Below are 15,750 nucleotides of genomic sequence, written 5' to 3'. Positions count from 1 at the left end.
AGCTGTGGCAATCGGGGACGCCCGCACGCGCATCCTCGACGCGGCCGAGGAGTTGTTTGCGGGCAGGGGGTACGAAGCGACGCCGACCTCGGTGATCGCCAGAATGGCCCAGGTGCCGAAGGGGCTGGTCTTCCACTACTTCCCGCGCAAGATCGACGTCCTGGTGGCGCTGGTCGACGAGCGCACGCTGGTCGAGGAGGACACCCGCGTCGACGCGGTGCCCGGAGACCCCGCGGGCACGCTCTCGCGCCTGGCCAGGCGCATGCCCCTGCGCGCCTCCCCGGCGATGCGGCGCATCCTGTTCCGCGAGGCCGACACCCACGTCTCGGTGAAGGAGCGCCTCGGGCGCCTCAACGGCGAGCTGATCCGGCGCTCACGCTTCGCGCTGGAGCTGGCGCTGCCGACGGCGCGCGGGGAGAGCGCACGGCTGGAGGTGGCCGCCGCCACCTTCGCCGCCGTGCTGCTGTATCAGGAGACGCTCACCCAGCTAACCGGACACCAGATCGATCCCGACGCGGTGGCGGAACTCATCGCCGGTGGTCTCCTCTAGGCGCGTCAGCTCCTTCATGGCACTCTGCAGGTGGCCCAGCAGCCCCCACACGTCGGGCACCTTCGACGGGCAGGCCACCAGGCCGAAGTCGAGCATGCCGTCGTAGGAGAAGCAGGTGATGTTGACGCCGCCGCTCAGGTCGGTCAGCACCGAGACGGGGAAGTACGACAACACCCGGCCGCCGCACAGGTAGAGCGGGAACTGCGGCCCGGGCACGTTGCTGATCAGGATGTTGATCGGCGGGAAGGCGCCGGAGACGGCGCGGGAGACGGCGGGGGTGGCCAGTTCCGCGAGCGGCGCCGGCAGCACCTCGCACAACTCGGCCAGCCAGTTGGCCGACGACATCGCCAGCCTCCGCTTGGCCGCGCCGGTCGCCTTCCTGACCTCGGCCAGGCGCTCCAGCGGGTCGGCGACGTCGGTGGCCAGCGGCACGGCCATCATGGCCAGCTGGTTGCCCGCCTGCTCCATGGCGCTGGCCGTACGGACCGCCACCGGCACGGCCGCCACCAGCGGACGGCCGGGCAGCGCGCCGCGCTCCTCCAGCCACGAGCGCAGCGCGCCCGCGCACAGTGCCATGACGACGTCGTTGACGCTGCCGCCGAACGCCTGCGCGGCCCGCTTGACGTCCTTGAGCGGGACGGAGCCGAAGGCGAGCCTCCTGCTGCCGGTGATCGGGCCGTTGAGCATCGTGCGGGGCGCCGACAGGGCGGGCAGCTCCGGATGGGAGCGCCGGTCGCCGCCCAGCCACCGGGCGGTCCTCGACAGCAGGCCGGAGCCGGGCAGCGACGACACCAGCGGCATGGCGTCGAGCTCGCCGGCCGTCCTGACCAGCGAGCGCACCGTGCGCGCTCCCTGCGTGGCCGTACGGCCCAGCGCGCCCGTCAGCATGTCCGCCAGCGAGGGTTCGTCCGCCTGCGCGCGCTCCACCGGCTCCACGGTGCGCGGTTCCGGCGTCAGGTCGAGCAGGGCGGCCAGGGTCTCGGCGCCGGAGACGCCGTCGATGGCGGCGTGGTGCACCTTGGTGTAGACGGCGACCCGGCCGCGGGACAGCCCCGTGATCAGGTGCATCTCCCACAGCGGCCGCTCGCGGTCGAGGTGGCGCTCGTGGATGGCCGACAGGTGCTCGGCCAGGCGCAGCTCGTCGCCGGGCGCGGGCAGGCGGCTCTCGAACACGTGGTGGTCGAGGTCGATGCCGGGGTCGTCCACCCAGTACGGGTGGTCGAGGCCGAAGGGCGGGTACTTCAGGCGCCGGGTCAGGGCGGGCGACAGGTGCATGCGGTCGCGGAGCAGGTCCGCGAGGGCGTCCCTGGTGACCGTGCCGCCCTCCGGGTCGAGGATCGCGACCCCCGCCACGTGCGCTGCGGTGGTGGCGGACTCGAAATGGAGGAACTGGGCGTCGAGCGCGGTCAGCTGGGGCATCGCCTCTCCTTCTGGTGGGCTTGCCGACATCGTCACACCGTGCGGTTTCGCCGGCGTATCCGCGCAATTCTTACAGGTGAATTCCCATGGTCAGGAAAAGGGCGCAGGTCAGCGGAGTGGTGAGACTTGTCTATCCTTCGGTCACACGAATCGGGTGACGGATCACCGCGTCGAAGTGATAACCGAAAGCGTTCACCGCGCTGACGGCCGGCTGGGTCCTGCCGGTCTCGTCGGTGGCCCTGGCCATCAGGACGTGGGCGCCCGCCCGCTCGGGCAGCCACGTGATGTGCCACGGCAACCAGGCTCCCGCCAGGTGGCGGCCCCGGTGCTCGGCCGGCCGCCAGGTCCGGCCGCCGTCGGTGCTCACCTCGACCCGGACGATCCGGCCCGCACCCGACCAGGATCGGCCGTGCAGGATGTGCGCCCGTCCGGCGGGGAGAATGGCATCCCAGGCCAGCTCGAAGGCGCTCTTGACCGGCATTTCCGTGATATCCGGGTAAAAGATTGTATTCCAAGGTGTGTCGACCTTTTTGGTGCTCACCCGGAGCTCGCCCAGCCATTTGATCGACGCGATTCCCGCCCAACCCGGCACCACCAGCCGGACGGGGAAACCGTGGTCGGGGGGCAGCGGGCGGCCGTTCATCTCGTAGGCGACCAGCACGTCGTCGAGCGCCTTGCCGACCGGCAGCGGCCGTCGTACGTGCCCGTACTGCTCGAACGGCTCGTCCAGCCCGGCCGCCACCACGTCGACGGCCTCCGGGCGCAGGCCCGCCGCGCGGAGCAGGTCGCGCAGCGGCACGCCGCGCCACCGGGCCACGCCGATGGCGCCGAGCCCCCACTGCGCTCCCGGCCTGCGGTCGTGCTGTTGGGCGGCGTAGAACCGCCGCCCGTTGCCCGCGCACTCGATGGCGGCGTCGATGGTGCGCGGGGCCATGGCCAGGATCTGGCCGTAGGTCAGCCGCAGCGGCCTGCTCACCCCGTCGCCGTGCAGGTGCAGCCGCCACGTCGAGGCGTCGATCAGCGGCGTGGAGGTGTGGTTGCGCACGAAGAAGCGTTCGGCCGGGGTGTGGTAACCCTGGCCGGCCATCGCTTCCCAGCGCATCTCCGCACCGGTCTCGTTGAGCCGGAACAGGTGCTCGGGCAGGGGCTTGACGGCGGTGCGCACAACGGTGGTCATGTACCACCTATTCCCTACCTGAGAACCATGTAATCCTCTAGGAACGGCCAAGGAAAGCGAGCAGGCGCTCCAGCGGCCAGGTGTTGATCACGTCGTCGCCGGTCAGCCAAGCACGCTGCGCGATGCCGATGCCGTAGCGCTGGTGGGCCAGGTGGGGCACGGCGTGCGAGTCGCTGTCGATCGAGAACTTGACCCCGTGGTGCTTGGCCAGCCTGACCAGGTCGGAGGGCAGGTCGGAGCGGTCGGGGTAGGAGTCGATCTCCAGGGCGGTGCCCGTGCGGGCGGCGGCCTTGAACACCGCCTCCCAGTCGGCGTCGACCATGGGGCGCTTGCCGATCTTGCGGGTGGTCGGGTGGCCGATGATGTGCACGTTCGGGTTTTCGCAGGCGGCGATGAAGCGGCGGGTCATCTCGTCGCGTGACTGGGTGAAGTGGGAGTGCACGCTGGCCACGCAGACGTCGAAGCCCGTCAGGATCGGGGCGGGCCAGTCGACGGAGCCGTCGGGGGCGATGTTGAGCTCCGAGCCGTGCAGCAGCCTCATGTCCGGATATTTGGCCTGAAGGTCGGCGAGCTTGGCCCGCTGGTCCAGCGCCTTGTCGAGCGTCATGCGCTGCATGGTCAGGTCGGGCGCGTGGTCGGTGACCGCGTAGTAGGAGTAACCGAGGGCGTGGGCGGCGGCGACCATGTCCTCGAGCGAGGCCACGCCGTCGGTCAGGTCGGTGTGGGTGTGCAGGTCGCCCTTCAGGTCCTCCAGGGTGACCAGCACCGGGAGCTCGCCCTTCAGCGCCGCCTGCACCTCGCCGCCGTCCTCGCGCATGGGCGGCGGCACGAACTGCATGCCGAGCGCGGCGTAGATCTCCTCCTCCGACTCCGCCGCGAGCACCCGCTCGCCCTCGAACAGGCCGTACTCCGAGAGCTTCCAGCCCTTCTTGACCGCCATCTCGCGGATGGTGACGTTGTGCTCCTTGGAGCCGGTGAAGTACTGCATCGCCGCGCCCCACGAGCCGGCGGGCACCACGCGCAGGTCCACCTGGACCCCGGCGGTGGTGCGGATCGAGGTCTTCTTGTCGCCCGCCGCGATCACCTCCGCGACGTACGGCTGGGCGCGGAACTGCTCCATGATCCCCGGATCGGCGACGGCCAGGATGTCGATGTCGCCGATCGTGTCCTTCATGCGCCGCAGCGACCCGGCGAAGCCGATGCGCTCGGCGTCGAGCGAGGCCATGACCTGCTCGGCCAGCTTCATCGCGACGCCGATGTGCACGCGCCTGCCCGACTGCTCCAGCTGCTCGACGCCCTTGGCCAGGTTGGCCAGCGTCTTGGGCCCGAGCCCCTTGACGCCGTCGAGCCGCCCGGCGGTGATCGCCTCGGCCAGGGCGGTGGGGGAGTCGATGCCGAAGTCCTGGAAGAGCATGATCGCCGTCTTCGGCCCCAGCGTGGGCACCTTGGTGAGGCTCAGCACCCCGGCGGGCACCTTCTCGCGCAGCGCGTCGAGCTGGCGGAAGCTGCCGCGCTCGAGGAACTCCTCGATCTTCAGCGCGATCGCCTCGCCCACACCGGGGACGGTGCGCACGTTGACGGTGGCGATGTCTTCGGGGAAGCCGGCGATCGCCTTGACCGCCTTCTGGTAGCTGCGCACCCGGAAGGCGTCGCCTCCGTTGATCGCGAACAGCTCGGAATACTCCTGCAGCGCCGCCGCAGCCTCTTCGTTAGCCCGTGCCATGGGGCAAGCTTAGGCGTCTTCATATTGCCTAGTTAATCTGTAGGAATATGGGGGTATTGAGATCGCATGCCCCTGCCGAACTTTCTGGTGATCGGCGCCCCCAAGTCGGGGACGACCGCCCTCCACGCGGCCCTCAGCAGGCACCCCGCGCTCCACCTGTCACCGGTCAAGGAACCCAAGCACTTCCTCACCGACGGGCCCCCGCCCGTGCGCGGCGGGCCGGGAGACGCCCAGACCTACCGCGAGCACGTCTGGCGGCGCGCCGACTACGAGGCCCTCTTCGACGACGCGCCGCCCGGAGCGCTGACCGGGGAGGCCACCCCCTTCTACCTCTACGACCTCGACGCCCAGCGACGCATCCACGCCGCCGTCCCCGGAGCCAGGCTCATCGCCGTGCTGCGCGACCCCGTCGAGCGGGCGCACTCCAACTGGACCCACCTGTGGTCGGCCGGGCTGGAGCCGATCGGCGACGTGGTCAAGGCCTGCGCCGCCGAACCCCAGCGGGTGGCCGAGGGATGGTCGCACTTCTGGCACTACGTCGGCCTCGGACGGTACGGCGCGCAGCTCCGGCACCTGTTCACCCTCTTCCCGCGCGAGCAGGTGCTGGTCTTCCGCTACCGCGACCTGATCGACCGGCCCGCCGAGACGCTGGACCGCATCTGCGCCTTCCTCGGGGTCGAGCAAGGGCTCCTGGAGGGGGTGCCGAGGGAGAACGTGACCGCGCATCCCGTCGCGGGCGGGCGGCACCGGGTGCTGTCGGCGCTCCTGCGCTCGGGGGTGCGGGTGCTGCCCGAGAGCGCGGGCGGGCGGCTGGCCGAGCGGATCGAGACGCTGCTGCAGCGGAGCGGCCCGGCGCGGCGTCCGCTGACATGGGAGCAGCGGAGGGCGCTGATCCCGTACTTCGCGGCCGACATCGAGGTGCTGCAGGAGGTGACGGGGGAGGAGTTCGGCGACTGGGTGCGGCCCAGGCCCCGCTCCGGCGGCCTGGTCGGCGCCCGCCCGCCGGGCCAGCGCCAGGCCCGCAACGGCCGCCTGGGGGAGGAGACGACCTGAAGCTCTGGGCGGCGCGACCCGGCCCCGGTGCCGTCGGTGTGTCAGGCGCGGAGTTCCGTGCGCAGTTCGTGGGCCCCGTCGGGCCGCGTGAACTCGTAGTACAACCGCACCCCGCCATCGGCCAGGTCCACGATGTCCAGATACCGCAACCCGCCCCCCGCGTGCGGCGAGGCGGCGGCGGGGGAGTCGCCGACCGGGGTGAGCGAGGCCGGGTCGGTGCCCAGCGCGACCCCCGTGCGCTCCTCGTAGTTCTCCGCCGCGCTGGCCCGCCCGTCGTAGAAGGCGAGCACGCCGTCCTCCGTGAAGCGCACCGCGCTGACCCGGGCGCCGCGCGAGTCCCACGTGGCGGGCCGTCCGCTGAGGGCGGTGCCGTGCCAGGTCCAGGCGAGCCCGTCCGTGCTGGTCGCGTAGTCGGAGACCATCTGGTCGGCCTCCTCGGGGTCGGTCAGCGGGTGGCAGGAGGCCCACAGGTGCCACGTGCCGCCCCGCCGTACGATCACCGGGTCCTTGACGCCGGTCTTGGGGTCGCCGGGCAGCACGGTCCGGCGGCGGGCGGGGTCGAAGGCGTCGGGCGAGCCGGCCTCCAGCACCTCCACCCGCCAGTGCTTGGTGCCGAACGTGGCGCAGCTCAGGTAGAGCCGCCACCGGCCCTCGGGGGTGCGCAGCAACCAGGGGCGCTCCAGCGACTCGGTGTCCATCTGGTCGCTGGTGACGGTCAGGATCGGCTCGAAGCGCACGCCGTCGGCGGAGCGGGCGACGACGACGGCGTGCCCGCGTCCCTGGGAGATCGGGCGGCGCAGGCGGTAGGCGAGGTAGATCGCCTCGTCGGTGGCGACGGCACTGGGCGCGCCCGCCCAGTGCCCCGGCTCGGCCACGGCGGGGGCGACCGCCACGGTGGAGCGTTCTGGCGACGGCAGATATCTCGAGATCGGCATGGCGTGAGAGTAGGCCTTCCCGCTCGACTTGTTTCCTTTATTTCCTATTGATTTTACAGGAAATTTGATCGGCAGGCGGCCGATGGACGCGGCGGACGATGCGTGCGATTCTCGACCATGCGTCGCATCTTCACCACCCTGTTATCCGCCGCATTGCTGCTGACACCCGCGACCGCCGCCTCCGCCGACCCCGCGCCCAAGCACCGCGAGCCCGGCAACGGCCCGGAACGCAACGAGATCGCCGCGCTGATCGAGGAGCCCGCGTCCGCGCTCGCCGCGACCGAGAGGGCCGCATCGCAGGGAGCGGTCACCCTCCGGCACGACCGCGGGTACCCGCGCAGGACCACGCTGCCCATCCCGCCGGAGAACCCCGGCGACGCCGCCATCAAGCTCGGCCTGACGCCCTACCACGCCATCGCCGGCAAGCTCAACGCCCTGCAGGCGCTCGGCGACCGCGTCAGCGCCGAGGTCATCGGGCGCAGCGCCGGGGGCCGCGACCTCTACCTGGTGACCGTGACCGCGCCGGAGAGCGCCGCCGACGACTGGAAGCAGGAGCTCGGCCGCCGCCTCATCGAGGAGGGCCACCGCCCGCCGCGCGGCTACAAGGCCCCGGTCTTCTACAACTCCAGCATCCACGGCAACGAGTTCGAGGGCGTCGACGGCGCCCTGCGGGTCATCGAGGAGCTGGCCACCAGCACCGACCCCGCCGTCGTGAAGCTGCTGAAGTCGGCGCGCCTGTACTTCAACGTCGTGGCCAACCCCGACGGGCGCATCGCCAACACGCGCGCCAACGCCAACGGCTTCGACATGAACCGCGACCTCGTCACCGTCTCGCAGCCCGAGGTGCGCGCGATGCGGCAGATCATGATCGACGTCCAGCCGGTGGCCATGCTGGACCTGCACGGCTACGTCAACGGCACCCTGGTCGAGCCGACCACGCCGCCGCACGGCGCCAACTACGAGTACGACCTGTTCATCACCAACACCTGGGCCAACGGCCTGAACCTGGAGTCGGCGATCAACGGGCTCGGCTACACGCCCGCCGCCGACGGCGTGAACCCCGTCGAGATCCCCTTCCGCGACTACGTCGACGGCTGGGACGACTGGCCGCCCATCTTCACCCCGCAGTACGCGCCCTTCCACGGAGCGGTCATCGCCCAGACGATCGAGGTGCCGCTGCAGGTCAACAACAACGCCTACAACACCCTGCCGGTGGCCGAGCTGCAGCGCAGGGCGCGGATCAACACCGACATCCACGCCACCGCCGTCCGCGGCACCAACCGGCACGTGGCCGCCAACGCGGACAAGCTGATCAAGGACCAGGTCGAGTGGTTCCGCCGCGGCGCCGCGGGCGAGCCGCACAGGACGGTCCCGCTGGGCATCGTGCCCGGCTTCGGCCCCGAGGACGTCTACGGCACCACCTTCCCGCGCGCCTACGTCATCCCCAACTCCGGGCCCGCGGCCGCGCGGCTCGTCGACTTCCTGGTCGCCAACGACGTGCGGGTCGGCCGGGCGCTGCTGCCCTTCCGCGCGGGCGGCGCCAACCACCCGGCGGGCACCTACGTGGTCGACATGCGCCAGCCCAAGCGCGGCCTGGCCAACGTCATCCTGGAGGCCGGCCAGGACATCAGCCCCCGCGTCGGGGCCATGTACGACATCTCCGGCTGGAGCCACGGCCTGCTGTGGGGCGCCGCCGTCCAGCCGGTGACCGACAGCCGCCTGCGGGTGGTCTCCACGCCGGTCGCCGCCGCCCCGCCGACCGGTTCTGTGCCCTCGGGCAGCGGCCCGCTGGCGCTCGAACTCGCCGACGGCAAGGACGTCCAGGCGCTGAACGACCTGCTCCGGCAGGGCGTCGCCGTCACCTGGAAGGACGGCTCGGCCGTACTGCCGTCCTCCGCGCGCCCGGCCGCCCGCACGGTCGCCGACCGCTACGGCGTGCGCTTCACGCGAGGTACGGCCGGCGGGACGGCACTGGCGCCGGTCCGCATCACCGCGGCCGGCTCGGCCGACGACCTGTTCACCCTGCGCGAGCTGGGATTCCAGGTCACCCCGGTGAACGCGGCCCTGCTCAACGCGGGCTACGACTGGAGCTCGACGGACGTGTTCTACGTCGGCTCCGGCCTGACCTACGCCCAGCTCAACCCGGCCGCCCGCGCCGCGCTCGACGCCTACCTCGCCACCGGCGGCGTCGTGACACGCGGTTCGACCGGCACCCGCTTCAACACCGACGCCGGGCTGCTGCAGGCGACGGCGGTCACGGGCAACACCGACGGCAACGGCGTGGTCCGCATGGCCGACGGCTCCTTCTCGTTCGTGTACGCCCCGCACTGGTTCACCGGGCTGGGCGCGGGTGTGGAGGCCGAGCAGTCGTACGCCACCGAGGGGCCGCTGGTCTCCGGGCACTGGCGGGCCGACGAGGACGGCAGCGGCGGCCCCGAGGCGGCTCGGGGGCAGGCCGCGGTGATCAGCGGGCTCGACGAGCGCGGCGCCGCGGTCGTGGCGTTCGGCACCGAGCCGATGTTCCGCAACCACCCCAAGGGCCTGTTCGCGCAGGTCGCGAGCGCGTTGTACTGGAGCGCCGTCACCTCGGGGCAGACGGCCGCCACGCCGTGACGGCGGATCCCGGGCGGTTCGCGCGCAACGGGGCCGCCCGGGATCTGGTCAAGCGCTTGGTTCTACGGTAGGGACGACCTATGAGCTCACGTGCCTCCGCGCCCGTGGCGCTGGCCATCCTGTCGGCCGGCGCCGGAGCCGTGCACTTCGCGGTGCTGGCCGACCACTTCGCCATGAGCGTCGCCCACGGCGCCTTCTTCGCCGCCGTCGGGTGGGCGCAACTGATGTGGGCGCTCGCGGTGCTGCTGCGGCCCGGCCGCGCCCTGCTCCTGGCGGGACTGGCGGGCAACGCGGCGGTGGCCGTGGTGTGGGCGCTCAGCCGCACGATCGGGCTGCCGCCGGGGCAGAGCGAGCCGCTCGGCGTGCCCGACGTGCTCGCCACGCTGCTGGAACTGGCCGTGATCAGCGGCTGCGCCTACCTGGCGGACCGCGCCCCCGCCGCCACTCAGCCCTCGGCCGCCGCCACGCCGGGTGCCGCAGCGCCGGCCGTCACCTCGGCCGCCGCGAGCGGGGCCGGGCCGCGGCGGTTGGCGGGGGCCGGGTTGTTGTCGGGTGTGGTGGCGCTCGCCGTGGGGGCCGCCTTCCTGCCCGCCTTCGCCGGACACAGCCACGCCGGACATGCGGCCCCCGCCGCGGCGGGCGCGGGCGACGCGCAGGCTCATGCCGTACCGGCCCACCAGCACGACCCGGCCGCCGACGGCCAGCCCGGCGCCGGTCAACCGGCCGACGGCCAGGCGGCCGACGGCCAGGCGGAGCCGGGGGGCGGGCACCATCACGACACCCCCACCGGCCCGCCGCCGACCGCGGCAGAGCGGGCCGCCGCGGACGACCTGGTGGCCCGTACGGCACGCGAGGTGCCCGCCCGCTGGCCCACCCTGGCCGCGGCCCGCAAGGCCGGCTTCCAGCTGTCCATCGACACCAGCGGCGTGCTCCACATGACCAAGCCCGCCTGGATCATCGACGACCGCGAGCTCGACCCCACCCGCCCCGAGTCGCTCGTCTTCTACCGCAAGCCGGGCGGCGGCGACATCCTGCTGGGCGCGATGTTCATCATGCCGCCCGGCAAGCCGGGGCCGCAGGTCGGCGGCTCGCTGACCCGGTGGCACGCCCACGACAACCTGTGCTCCAAGCCGGCGGGAGGCGTCGCGGTGGTCGACGCCTCCGGCGGCTGCCCGGCGGGCACCACCAAGATGCCGAGCACCCCCGAGATGCTCCACGTCTGGGTGGTGGACTACCCGTCGGGCCCGTTCGGCGACGCCACGGCGCCGTCGCTGCGCACCGCGATCGGCGCGCTGCTGGCCAAGGGGAACTAGTCGCGCACCTCGCGCGGCGTGTACGGCTCGGCCAGGAACGCCAGTTCCTTGTCCGACAGGGAGACGCCCACCGCGGCGACGGCGTCGTCGATGTGGCGGTCCTTGGTCGCGCCGATGATCGGGGCGCTGAGGCCCGGCTGGTGCAGGAGCCAGGCCAGGGCGACCTGGGCGGCGGGCAGCTCCCGCTCGCGGGCCACCTGCGCCACACGGTCGAGGATCGGCTGGTCGGCGTCCTTGCCGTACAGGTACTCGATGCGCCCGGCGTCCTTGCTGGTGGCGCGTGTCGTACCGGAGTCGGAGGAGCCGGCGCGCGCGAGCACGCCGCGGGCCAGCGGCGACCACGGGATCACGCCGACGCCCTGGTCGAGGCAGAGCGGCAGCATCTCGCGCTCCTCCTCGCGGTAGAGCAGGTTGTAGTGGTTCTGCATGGAGACGAAGCGGGTCCAGCCGTTGGCGGAGGCGGTGTACTGCGCCTTGGAGAACTGCCACGCGGCCATGGAGGAGGCGCCGATGTAGCGGGCCTTGCCCGAACGGACCACGTCGTGCAGGGCCTCCATCGTCTCCTCGACGGGGGTCTCGGAGTCCCAGCGGTGGATCTGGTAGAGGTCGACGTAGTCGGTGCCCAGGCGCTCGAGTGAGGCGTCGATGGCGGCCATGATGTGCTTGCGCGACAGCCCGCCCTCGTTGACGCCCTTGCGCACGGGGAAGAAGACCTTGGTGGCCAGCACGTAGTCGTCGCGGCGCGGCAGCAGGCGGCGCAGCACGTTGCCGGTGATCACCTCGCTGGCGCCGGCGCTGTAGACGTCGGCGGTGTCGAAGAAGGTGACGCCGGCGTCGATCGCCCGCTTGACCAGCGGCTCGGCCTGCTCTTCCGGGAGGGACCATTCGAGTTTGGCGGGGTCGCCGTAACTCATCATGCCAAGGCAGATCTTGGAAACTTTCAGACCGGTGCTACCAAGTCGCGTGTATTCCATGCGATTCATCCTAGGTGGGATGGTTGTGGCGATTGATTGCGGGAGTGTGGGGGATGAGCATGCGGGATTCACGCTGACGAAGGGCGCAGGTTATGCGACGTGTCCGGCTCTGCTCAGTGGTCGCGTCGTTGTCACCGTTGCGATTATGCGCCCTGGCGATCGTCAGCGGCTGCGTGGCGCTCGGCGGGCTGGTGCTGCTGGAGGCCCCCGCCTCCAGGGTGGGGATCGTGGTCGCGGCCCTGGCGGCCCTGATCGGCCTGCACGCGGGAACGGTCCTACAGGGGGTCAGGCGCAGCGGGGTCGCCTGGTGGCCGGTGGCCGGCCAGCTCGCGGTGACGGCCGCCGCGATCGTGCTGCTGGGCGGCGCGTGGATCTCGGTGGTGAGCCTGATGGCCGTCAGCCTGCTGCTGCTGGCCGAGTCGCGGCGCAGCGGGCCGCTGTGGGTGGCGGCCGTGGCGGCGGGCCCTGCCATGGTGGCGCTGACCCCCTGGTCGGAGGGTGACCGGGTCGCGGTGTGGGCGGTCTGCGTCCCCGCCCTGGTGGTCGCCGAGTACGTGGTCGTCTGCCTCGCCGCGCGTGCCCACTTCCTGGCCCTGGTACGCGCCGACGAGGTCGGCAGGGCGGTCGAGGACGAGCGCAGGCGGCTCAACCGCGACCTGCACGACCTGGTCGGGCATCGCCTGGCGGTGCTGGTGCTCAAGATCGACCTGGTGCAGCGGCTGGTGGAGACGGGCGACCCCAAGGCGCAGCTGGAGCTGGACGAGGCCCTCGACCTCGTCAGAGGCGTGACGGCCGAGGTCAGATCGGTGGCGCACGGCCGCACCAGGGTCCGCCTGGAGGCCGAGCTCAGCTCCGCGCGCTCGATCCTGGAGGCGAGCGGCGCCCGCTGCGTGGTCGAGGCGGCGGCCTGCGACGCGGTGCCGGAGGAGATCTCCTGGGTGCTGGCCGACGTGCTGCGCGAAGGGGTGACCAACATCCTGCGCCACGCCTCCGCCCGGGCCTGCGAGATCCGCGTCGCCGAGTGCGACGACGTGATCCGGCTGACCCTGGTCAACGACCGGCTGCGGGCCTCCGGCGACGGAACCGGCCAGGGACTGCGCAACCTCCGCGAAAGAATGGCGGAAATAGGCGGCTCCCTTGAGGCGTACAGAACGGCCGAAGGCCTTTTCCTGCTGCGTGCCACGGTCGACACAAAAGCGCGCCCAAATGCTTTTGGGTGGATGCACGAAACGCCGTGAACATCTCTCCGGCGGAGCGTGAAATTCGTAACTAGCGGCGCGGTGGAGATATTTGTCATTCTTCTGGCGTGACAGATCAGTACGAGCTCTACTGCCTGGCGGACGCGCACTTCTACGACGTGCCGCGCGGTGACGTCGAGGAGGCCGTCTTCGCCGCCGCACGGCGGCCGCTGCCGGAGGGCTGGAACCGCTTCGAGACCGACACCTGGGTGTACTTCGCGCCCGAGTCCGGCCGGCCGCTCCCGCCCCAGGGCTGGAAGATCCACGTCTCGGCCCGTGCCGACGACGCGGAGCAGGCCCTGGCCGCGGTATGGGAGTACTGCGTCACCCGGGGCGTCGCCTTCAAATTCCTGCGCGGCCTCCCGGTGCTGGTCATGCTCGGCTCGAAGGCCGCATCACGCGCCTCCAGCGGAAAACTCGTCACCATTTACCCGGCCGACGATGCGCAGCTCGAACTCGTCCTGAAAGACCTCGACGAATTGCTCCGCGGAATTCGCGGACCCTACATCCTGTCCGATCTGCGTTATGGCGACGGGCCCCTGTACGTGCGTTATGGAGGCTTCGCCGAGCGCCACTGCCTGTCCGACAGCGGTGCGCGGGTGCTGGCCGTCGAGGACGGCGAGGGCCGCTTGGTGCCCGACGTGCGGCAGGCGGTCTTCACCGTGCCGCCGTGGACGACGCTGCCCGCCTTCCTCGCGCCCCACCTGGAGGCCAGGAACTCCGTCACCATGGAGGGCCTGCCGTACACGATCGAGCAGGTCCTGCACTTCTCCAACGGCGGCGGCGTCTACCTGGGCAGGGACGGGCGCACCGGGCGGCAGGTGGTCCTGAAGGAGGCCAGGCCGCACGCCGGGCTCGACGCCGCGGGGCGTGACGCCGTGGCGCGCCTGGCCCACGAACGCGACATCCTCGAGCGCCTGGCGGGCCTGCCGGTCGTGCCCGAACTGATCGACCACTTCACCGTCGGCGAGCACGGCTTCCTGGTCATGGAGTTCGTCGACGGCGTCACCCTGCAGCGCCGCCTGGTCCGCCGCTTCCCACTGACGTGGGCCACCTGCACCGAGGCCGAACGGGCCGACTACGCCGCCTGGGCGATGGAGGTCTCCGGCCAGGTCGAGGCGGCCGTCGCGATGCTCCACGAGCGCGGCGTCGTCTTCGGCGACCTGCACCCCGACAACGTCCTGCTCACCGAGGACGGGCGCGTGGTGCTGATCGACTACGAGGTCGCCACGCTGGAGAGCGACGGCGCCAGGGCCGCCCTGGCGCACCCCGCCTACGTCGCCCCGCAGGGCCACGAGGGCGCCGACGTCGACAGGTACGCCATGGCCTGCCTGCGCCTGGGACTGTTCGCCCCGCAGTGCACGATCATGCAGCCGCTCCACCGCGGCAAGGCCGCGCACCTGGGACAGATCGTCAGCGACGTCTTCCCCGGCGCCCGCGTCGAGAGTGACGTCGCGATCATCGCCGGGGAGCACCCCTGGCAGCCGCCGGCCCTGCCCGGCCAGGACCCCTGGCCGCAGGTGCGGGAGGCACTCCAGCGCGCCATCGCCGCCAGCGCCACCCCCGGGCGCGACGACCGGCTCTTCCCCGGCGACATCGCCCAGTTCCAGCCGGGAAGGGGGCTCAGCTTGGCGAACGGAGCCGCCGGGGTGTTCTACGCCCAGCTCCGCGCCGGCTGCCGGCCCGACCACCAGGAATGGCTGCTCGATCGCGCCCGCGCCCCGAAACCGGGCTGGAGCCTCGGACTCTACGACGGCCTGTACGGCGTGGCCTACGTGCTGGACCTGCTCGGGCACCGCGGCGAGGCCCTCGACCTCCTCGGCATCTGCCTGAAGGAGAAATGGGAGCGCCTGGAGAGCGCCCTGTTCTCCGGGCTGTCCGGCATCGGCCTCGTCCTGTACCACTTCGGGCAGGACGACGCGGCCTCCCGCGCCGTCGAGCTCTGCGCGGAAAGACTCGGCGGCCCCGGCGACGTGCCCGAGACCAGCGGCGGCGGAAAACCCCGCGCCGGGCTCATGTACGGCTCCGCCGGACCGGCGCTGCTGTTCCTGCACGCCTACGAGCGGACCGGCGAGCGGCACCTGCTCGACCTGGCCGCCACGGCACTGCGCCAGGACCTGCGGCGCTGCAAGGCGGCCGACGACGGCTCGCTCCAGGTCAACCAGGGCTGGCGGCTGCTGCCCTACCTCGACGAGGGCTCCGCCGGCATCGCGCTCGTCCTGGAGCGCTACCTCGCGCACCGGCACGACGACGAGCTCGCCACCGCGCTTGAGCGGCTGCGCCTCGTCGCCCGGTCCGGCTACTTCGTCCAGCCCGGCCTGTTCACCGGACGGGCCGGCATCATCGCCGCCTTCGGCGCCGGAGAGGCAGGGCTGCGCTGGCACGCCCTGCCGTACGCGGGAGGCCTCGCCTTCCCCGGTGACCAGCTGTTGCGGCTGTCCATGGACCTCGCCACAGGTACGGCGGGGGTCCTGCTCGCGCTGGCGTCACTGCACGCCGCGCCCCGGGCGGGACTGCCCTTCCTCGACCACGGAAAGGAGGTGTCGAACGATGGTTCTCCTCGACCTGCAGGGCCTTGAGGCTCCTACGAGCACTGACGTCGCCAGTGGCGGCAGCACGCTCACCGCTCTCACGTGCAACTCCGGCAAGCCGAGCAACCTCAGTGTCGCTCTGTGCCACTGATGCGTCGCCGATGAACGAACGACCTGAGGGCGCCGGGACCCGGGTCCCGGCGCCCCGGGAGAGGACCACCATG

The 15,750-nt window shown here is 71.9% G+C and carries 12 protein-coding genes; 7 read left to right on the top strand and 5 right to left on the bottom strand.

The features are described from left to right. The first annotated feature begins 4 nt into the window (after nt 1-4). Complete coding sequence (locus ACIBH1_RS21925) at nt 5-550, top strand: TetR/AcrR family transcriptional regulator (RefSeq protein WP_397315677.1); 546 nt, start codon at nt 5-7, stop codon at nt 548-550. Here the strand turns inward: ACIBH1_RS21925 and ACIBH1_RS21920 are convergent. The 3 genes from ACIBH1_RS21920 to polX form a co-directional block, all read right to left on the bottom strand. Beyond that, a complete protein-coding gene (locus ACIBH1_RS21920; RefSeq protein ID WP_397315675.1) occupies nt 488-1,969 on the bottom strand; it encodes a wax ester/triacylglycerol synthase family O-acyltransferase in 1,482 nt (493 codons plus the stop codon). The genes ACIBH1_RS21925 and ACIBH1_RS21920 overlap by 63 nt on opposite strands. Nucleotides 1,970-2,099: 130 nt before the next feature. Next, the gene (locus tag ACIBH1_RS21915) at nt 2,100-3,146 is read right to left on the bottom strand and encodes a sulfite oxidase (RefSeq protein WP_397315674.1); all 1,047 of its coding nucleotides are present in this window, start codon (nt 3,144-3,146) and stop codon (nt 2,100-2,102) included. Nucleotides 3,147-3,183: 37 nt separating this feature from the next. Beyond that, nucleotides 3,184-4,869: a DNA polymerase/3'-5' exonuclease PolX gene (gene polX / locus ACIBH1_RS21910; RefSeq protein ID WP_397315673.1), complete on the bottom strand. Its 1,686-nt coding sequence runs from the start codon at nt 4,867-4,869 to the stop codon at nt 3,184-3,186. A 66-nt stretch (nt 4,870-4,935) separates the two neighbouring features. On the opposite strand from polX, the gene ACIBH1_RS21905 reads away from it, so the two are divergent. Continuing rightward, entirely contained in the window at nt 4,936-5,922 is a 987-nt protein-coding gene (locus ACIBH1_RS21905) for a sulfotransferase family protein (protein ID WP_397315672.1), read from the top strand. 41 nt (nt 5,923-5,963) lie between these two features. Here ACIBH1_RS21905 and ACIBH1_RS21900 read toward each other — a convergent pair whose 3' ends face one another. Beyond that, nucleotides 5,964-6,857: a hypothetical protein gene (locus ACIBH1_RS21900; protein WP_397315670.1), complete on the bottom strand. Its 894-nt coding sequence runs from the start codon at nt 6,855-6,857 to the stop codon at nt 5,964-5,966. Nucleotides 6,858-6,974: 117 nt separating this feature from the next. Here ACIBH1_RS21900 and ACIBH1_RS21895 point away from each other — a divergent pair, with 117 nt between their 5' ends. Further along, nucleotides 6,975-9,470, top strand: a complete 2,496-nt coding sequence (locus ACIBH1_RS21895) for a M14 family zinc carboxypeptidase (protein ID WP_397315669.1) — start codon at nt 6,975-6,977, stop codon at nt 9,468-9,470. Between the two features lie 80 nt (nt 9,471-9,550). Beyond that, nucleotides 9,551-10,783, top strand: a complete 1,233-nt coding sequence (locus ACIBH1_RS21890; RefSeq protein ID WP_397315668.1) for a hypothetical protein — start codon at nt 9,551-9,553, stop codon at nt 10,781-10,783. On the opposite strand, the gene ACIBH1_RS21885 is transcribed toward ACIBH1_RS21890, so the two are convergent. Further along, a complete protein-coding gene (locus ACIBH1_RS21885) occupies nt 10,780-11,757 on the bottom strand; it encodes an aldo/keto reductase (protein ID WP_397315666.1) in 978 nt (325 codons plus the stop codon). The two genes, ACIBH1_RS21890 and ACIBH1_RS21885, sit on opposite strands and share 4 nt — an antisense overlap. Before the next feature lie 92 nt (nt 11,758-11,849). On the opposite strand from ACIBH1_RS21885, the gene ACIBH1_RS21880 reads away from it, so the two are divergent. From ACIBH1_RS21880 to ACIBH1_RS21870, 3 genes are all read left to right on the top strand, one after another. Continuing rightward, entirely contained in the window at nt 11,850-12,995 is a 1,146-nt protein-coding gene (locus ACIBH1_RS21880; protein ID WP_397315664.1) for a sensor histidine kinase, read from the top strand. Nucleotides 12,996-13,063: 68 nt separating this feature from the next. After that, on the top strand, nt 13,064-15,574 hold the full coding sequence (gene lanKC / locus ACIBH1_RS21875) for a class III lanthionine synthetase LanKC (protein ID WP_397315662.1): 2,511 nt from the start codon (nt 13,064-13,066) through the stop codon (nt 15,572-15,574). Further along, on the top strand, nt 15,546-15,677 hold the full coding sequence (locus tag ACIBH1_RS21870; protein ID WP_181613605.1) for a SapB/AmfS family lanthipeptide: 132 nt from the start codon (nt 15,546-15,548) through the stop codon (nt 15,675-15,677). Before lanKC ends, ACIBH1_RS21870 begins: the two co-directional genes overlap by 29 nt. The last annotated feature ends 73 nt before the right edge of the window (nt 15,678-15,750 follow it).

The organism is Nonomuraea sp. NPDC050663, assembly GCF_044456985.1.
Classification (GTDB): Bacteria; Actinomycetota; Actinomycetes; order Streptosporangiales; family Streptosporangiaceae; genus Nonomuraea.
The sequence above is the reverse complement of the archived record's forward strand: the minus strand, read 5'-3'. Positions and strand labels throughout refer to the sequence as shown.

Bases quoted from the DNA above. Each gene is read 5' to 3' on its own strand.
- ACIBH1_RS21920 (WP_397315675.1), bottom strand. From the start codon at position 1,969: ATGCCCCAGCTGACCGCGCTCGACGCCCAGTTCCTCCATTTCGAGTCC.
- ACIBH1_RS21915 (WP_397315674.1), bottom strand. From the start codon at position 3,146: ATGACCACCGTTGTGCGCACCGCCGTCAAGCCCCTGCCCGAGCACCTG.
- polX (WP_397315673.1), bottom strand. From the start codon at position 4,869: ATGGCACGGGCTAACGAAGAGGCTGCGGCGGCGCTGCAGGAGTATTCC.
- ACIBH1_RS21905 (WP_397315672.1), top strand. From the start codon at position 4,936: ATGCCCCTGCCGAACTTTCTGGTGATCGGCGCCCCCAAGTCGGGGACG.
- ACIBH1_RS21900 (WP_397315670.1), bottom strand. From the start codon at position 6,857: ATGCCGATCTCGAGATATCTGCCGTCGCCAGAACGCTCCACCGTGGCG.
- ACIBH1_RS21895 (WP_397315669.1), top strand. From the start codon at position 6,975: ATGCGTCGCATCTTCACCACCCTGTTATCCGCCGCATTGCTGCTGACA.
- ACIBH1_RS21890 (WP_397315668.1), top strand. From the start codon at position 9,551: ATGAGCTCACGTGCCTCCGCGCCCGTGGCGCTGGCCATCCTGTCGGCC.
- ACIBH1_RS21885 (WP_397315666.1), bottom strand. From the start codon at position 11,757: ATGGAATACACGCGACTTGGTAGCACCGGTCTGAAAGTTTCCAAGATC.
- ACIBH1_RS21880 (WP_397315664.1), top strand. From the start codon at position 11,850: ATGCGACGTGTCCGGCTCTGCTCAGTGGTCGCGTCGTTGTCACCGTTG.
- ACIBH1_RS21870 (WP_181613605.1), top strand. From the start codon at position 15,546: ATGGTTCTCCTCGACCTGCAGGGCCTTGAGGCTCCTACGAGCACTGAC.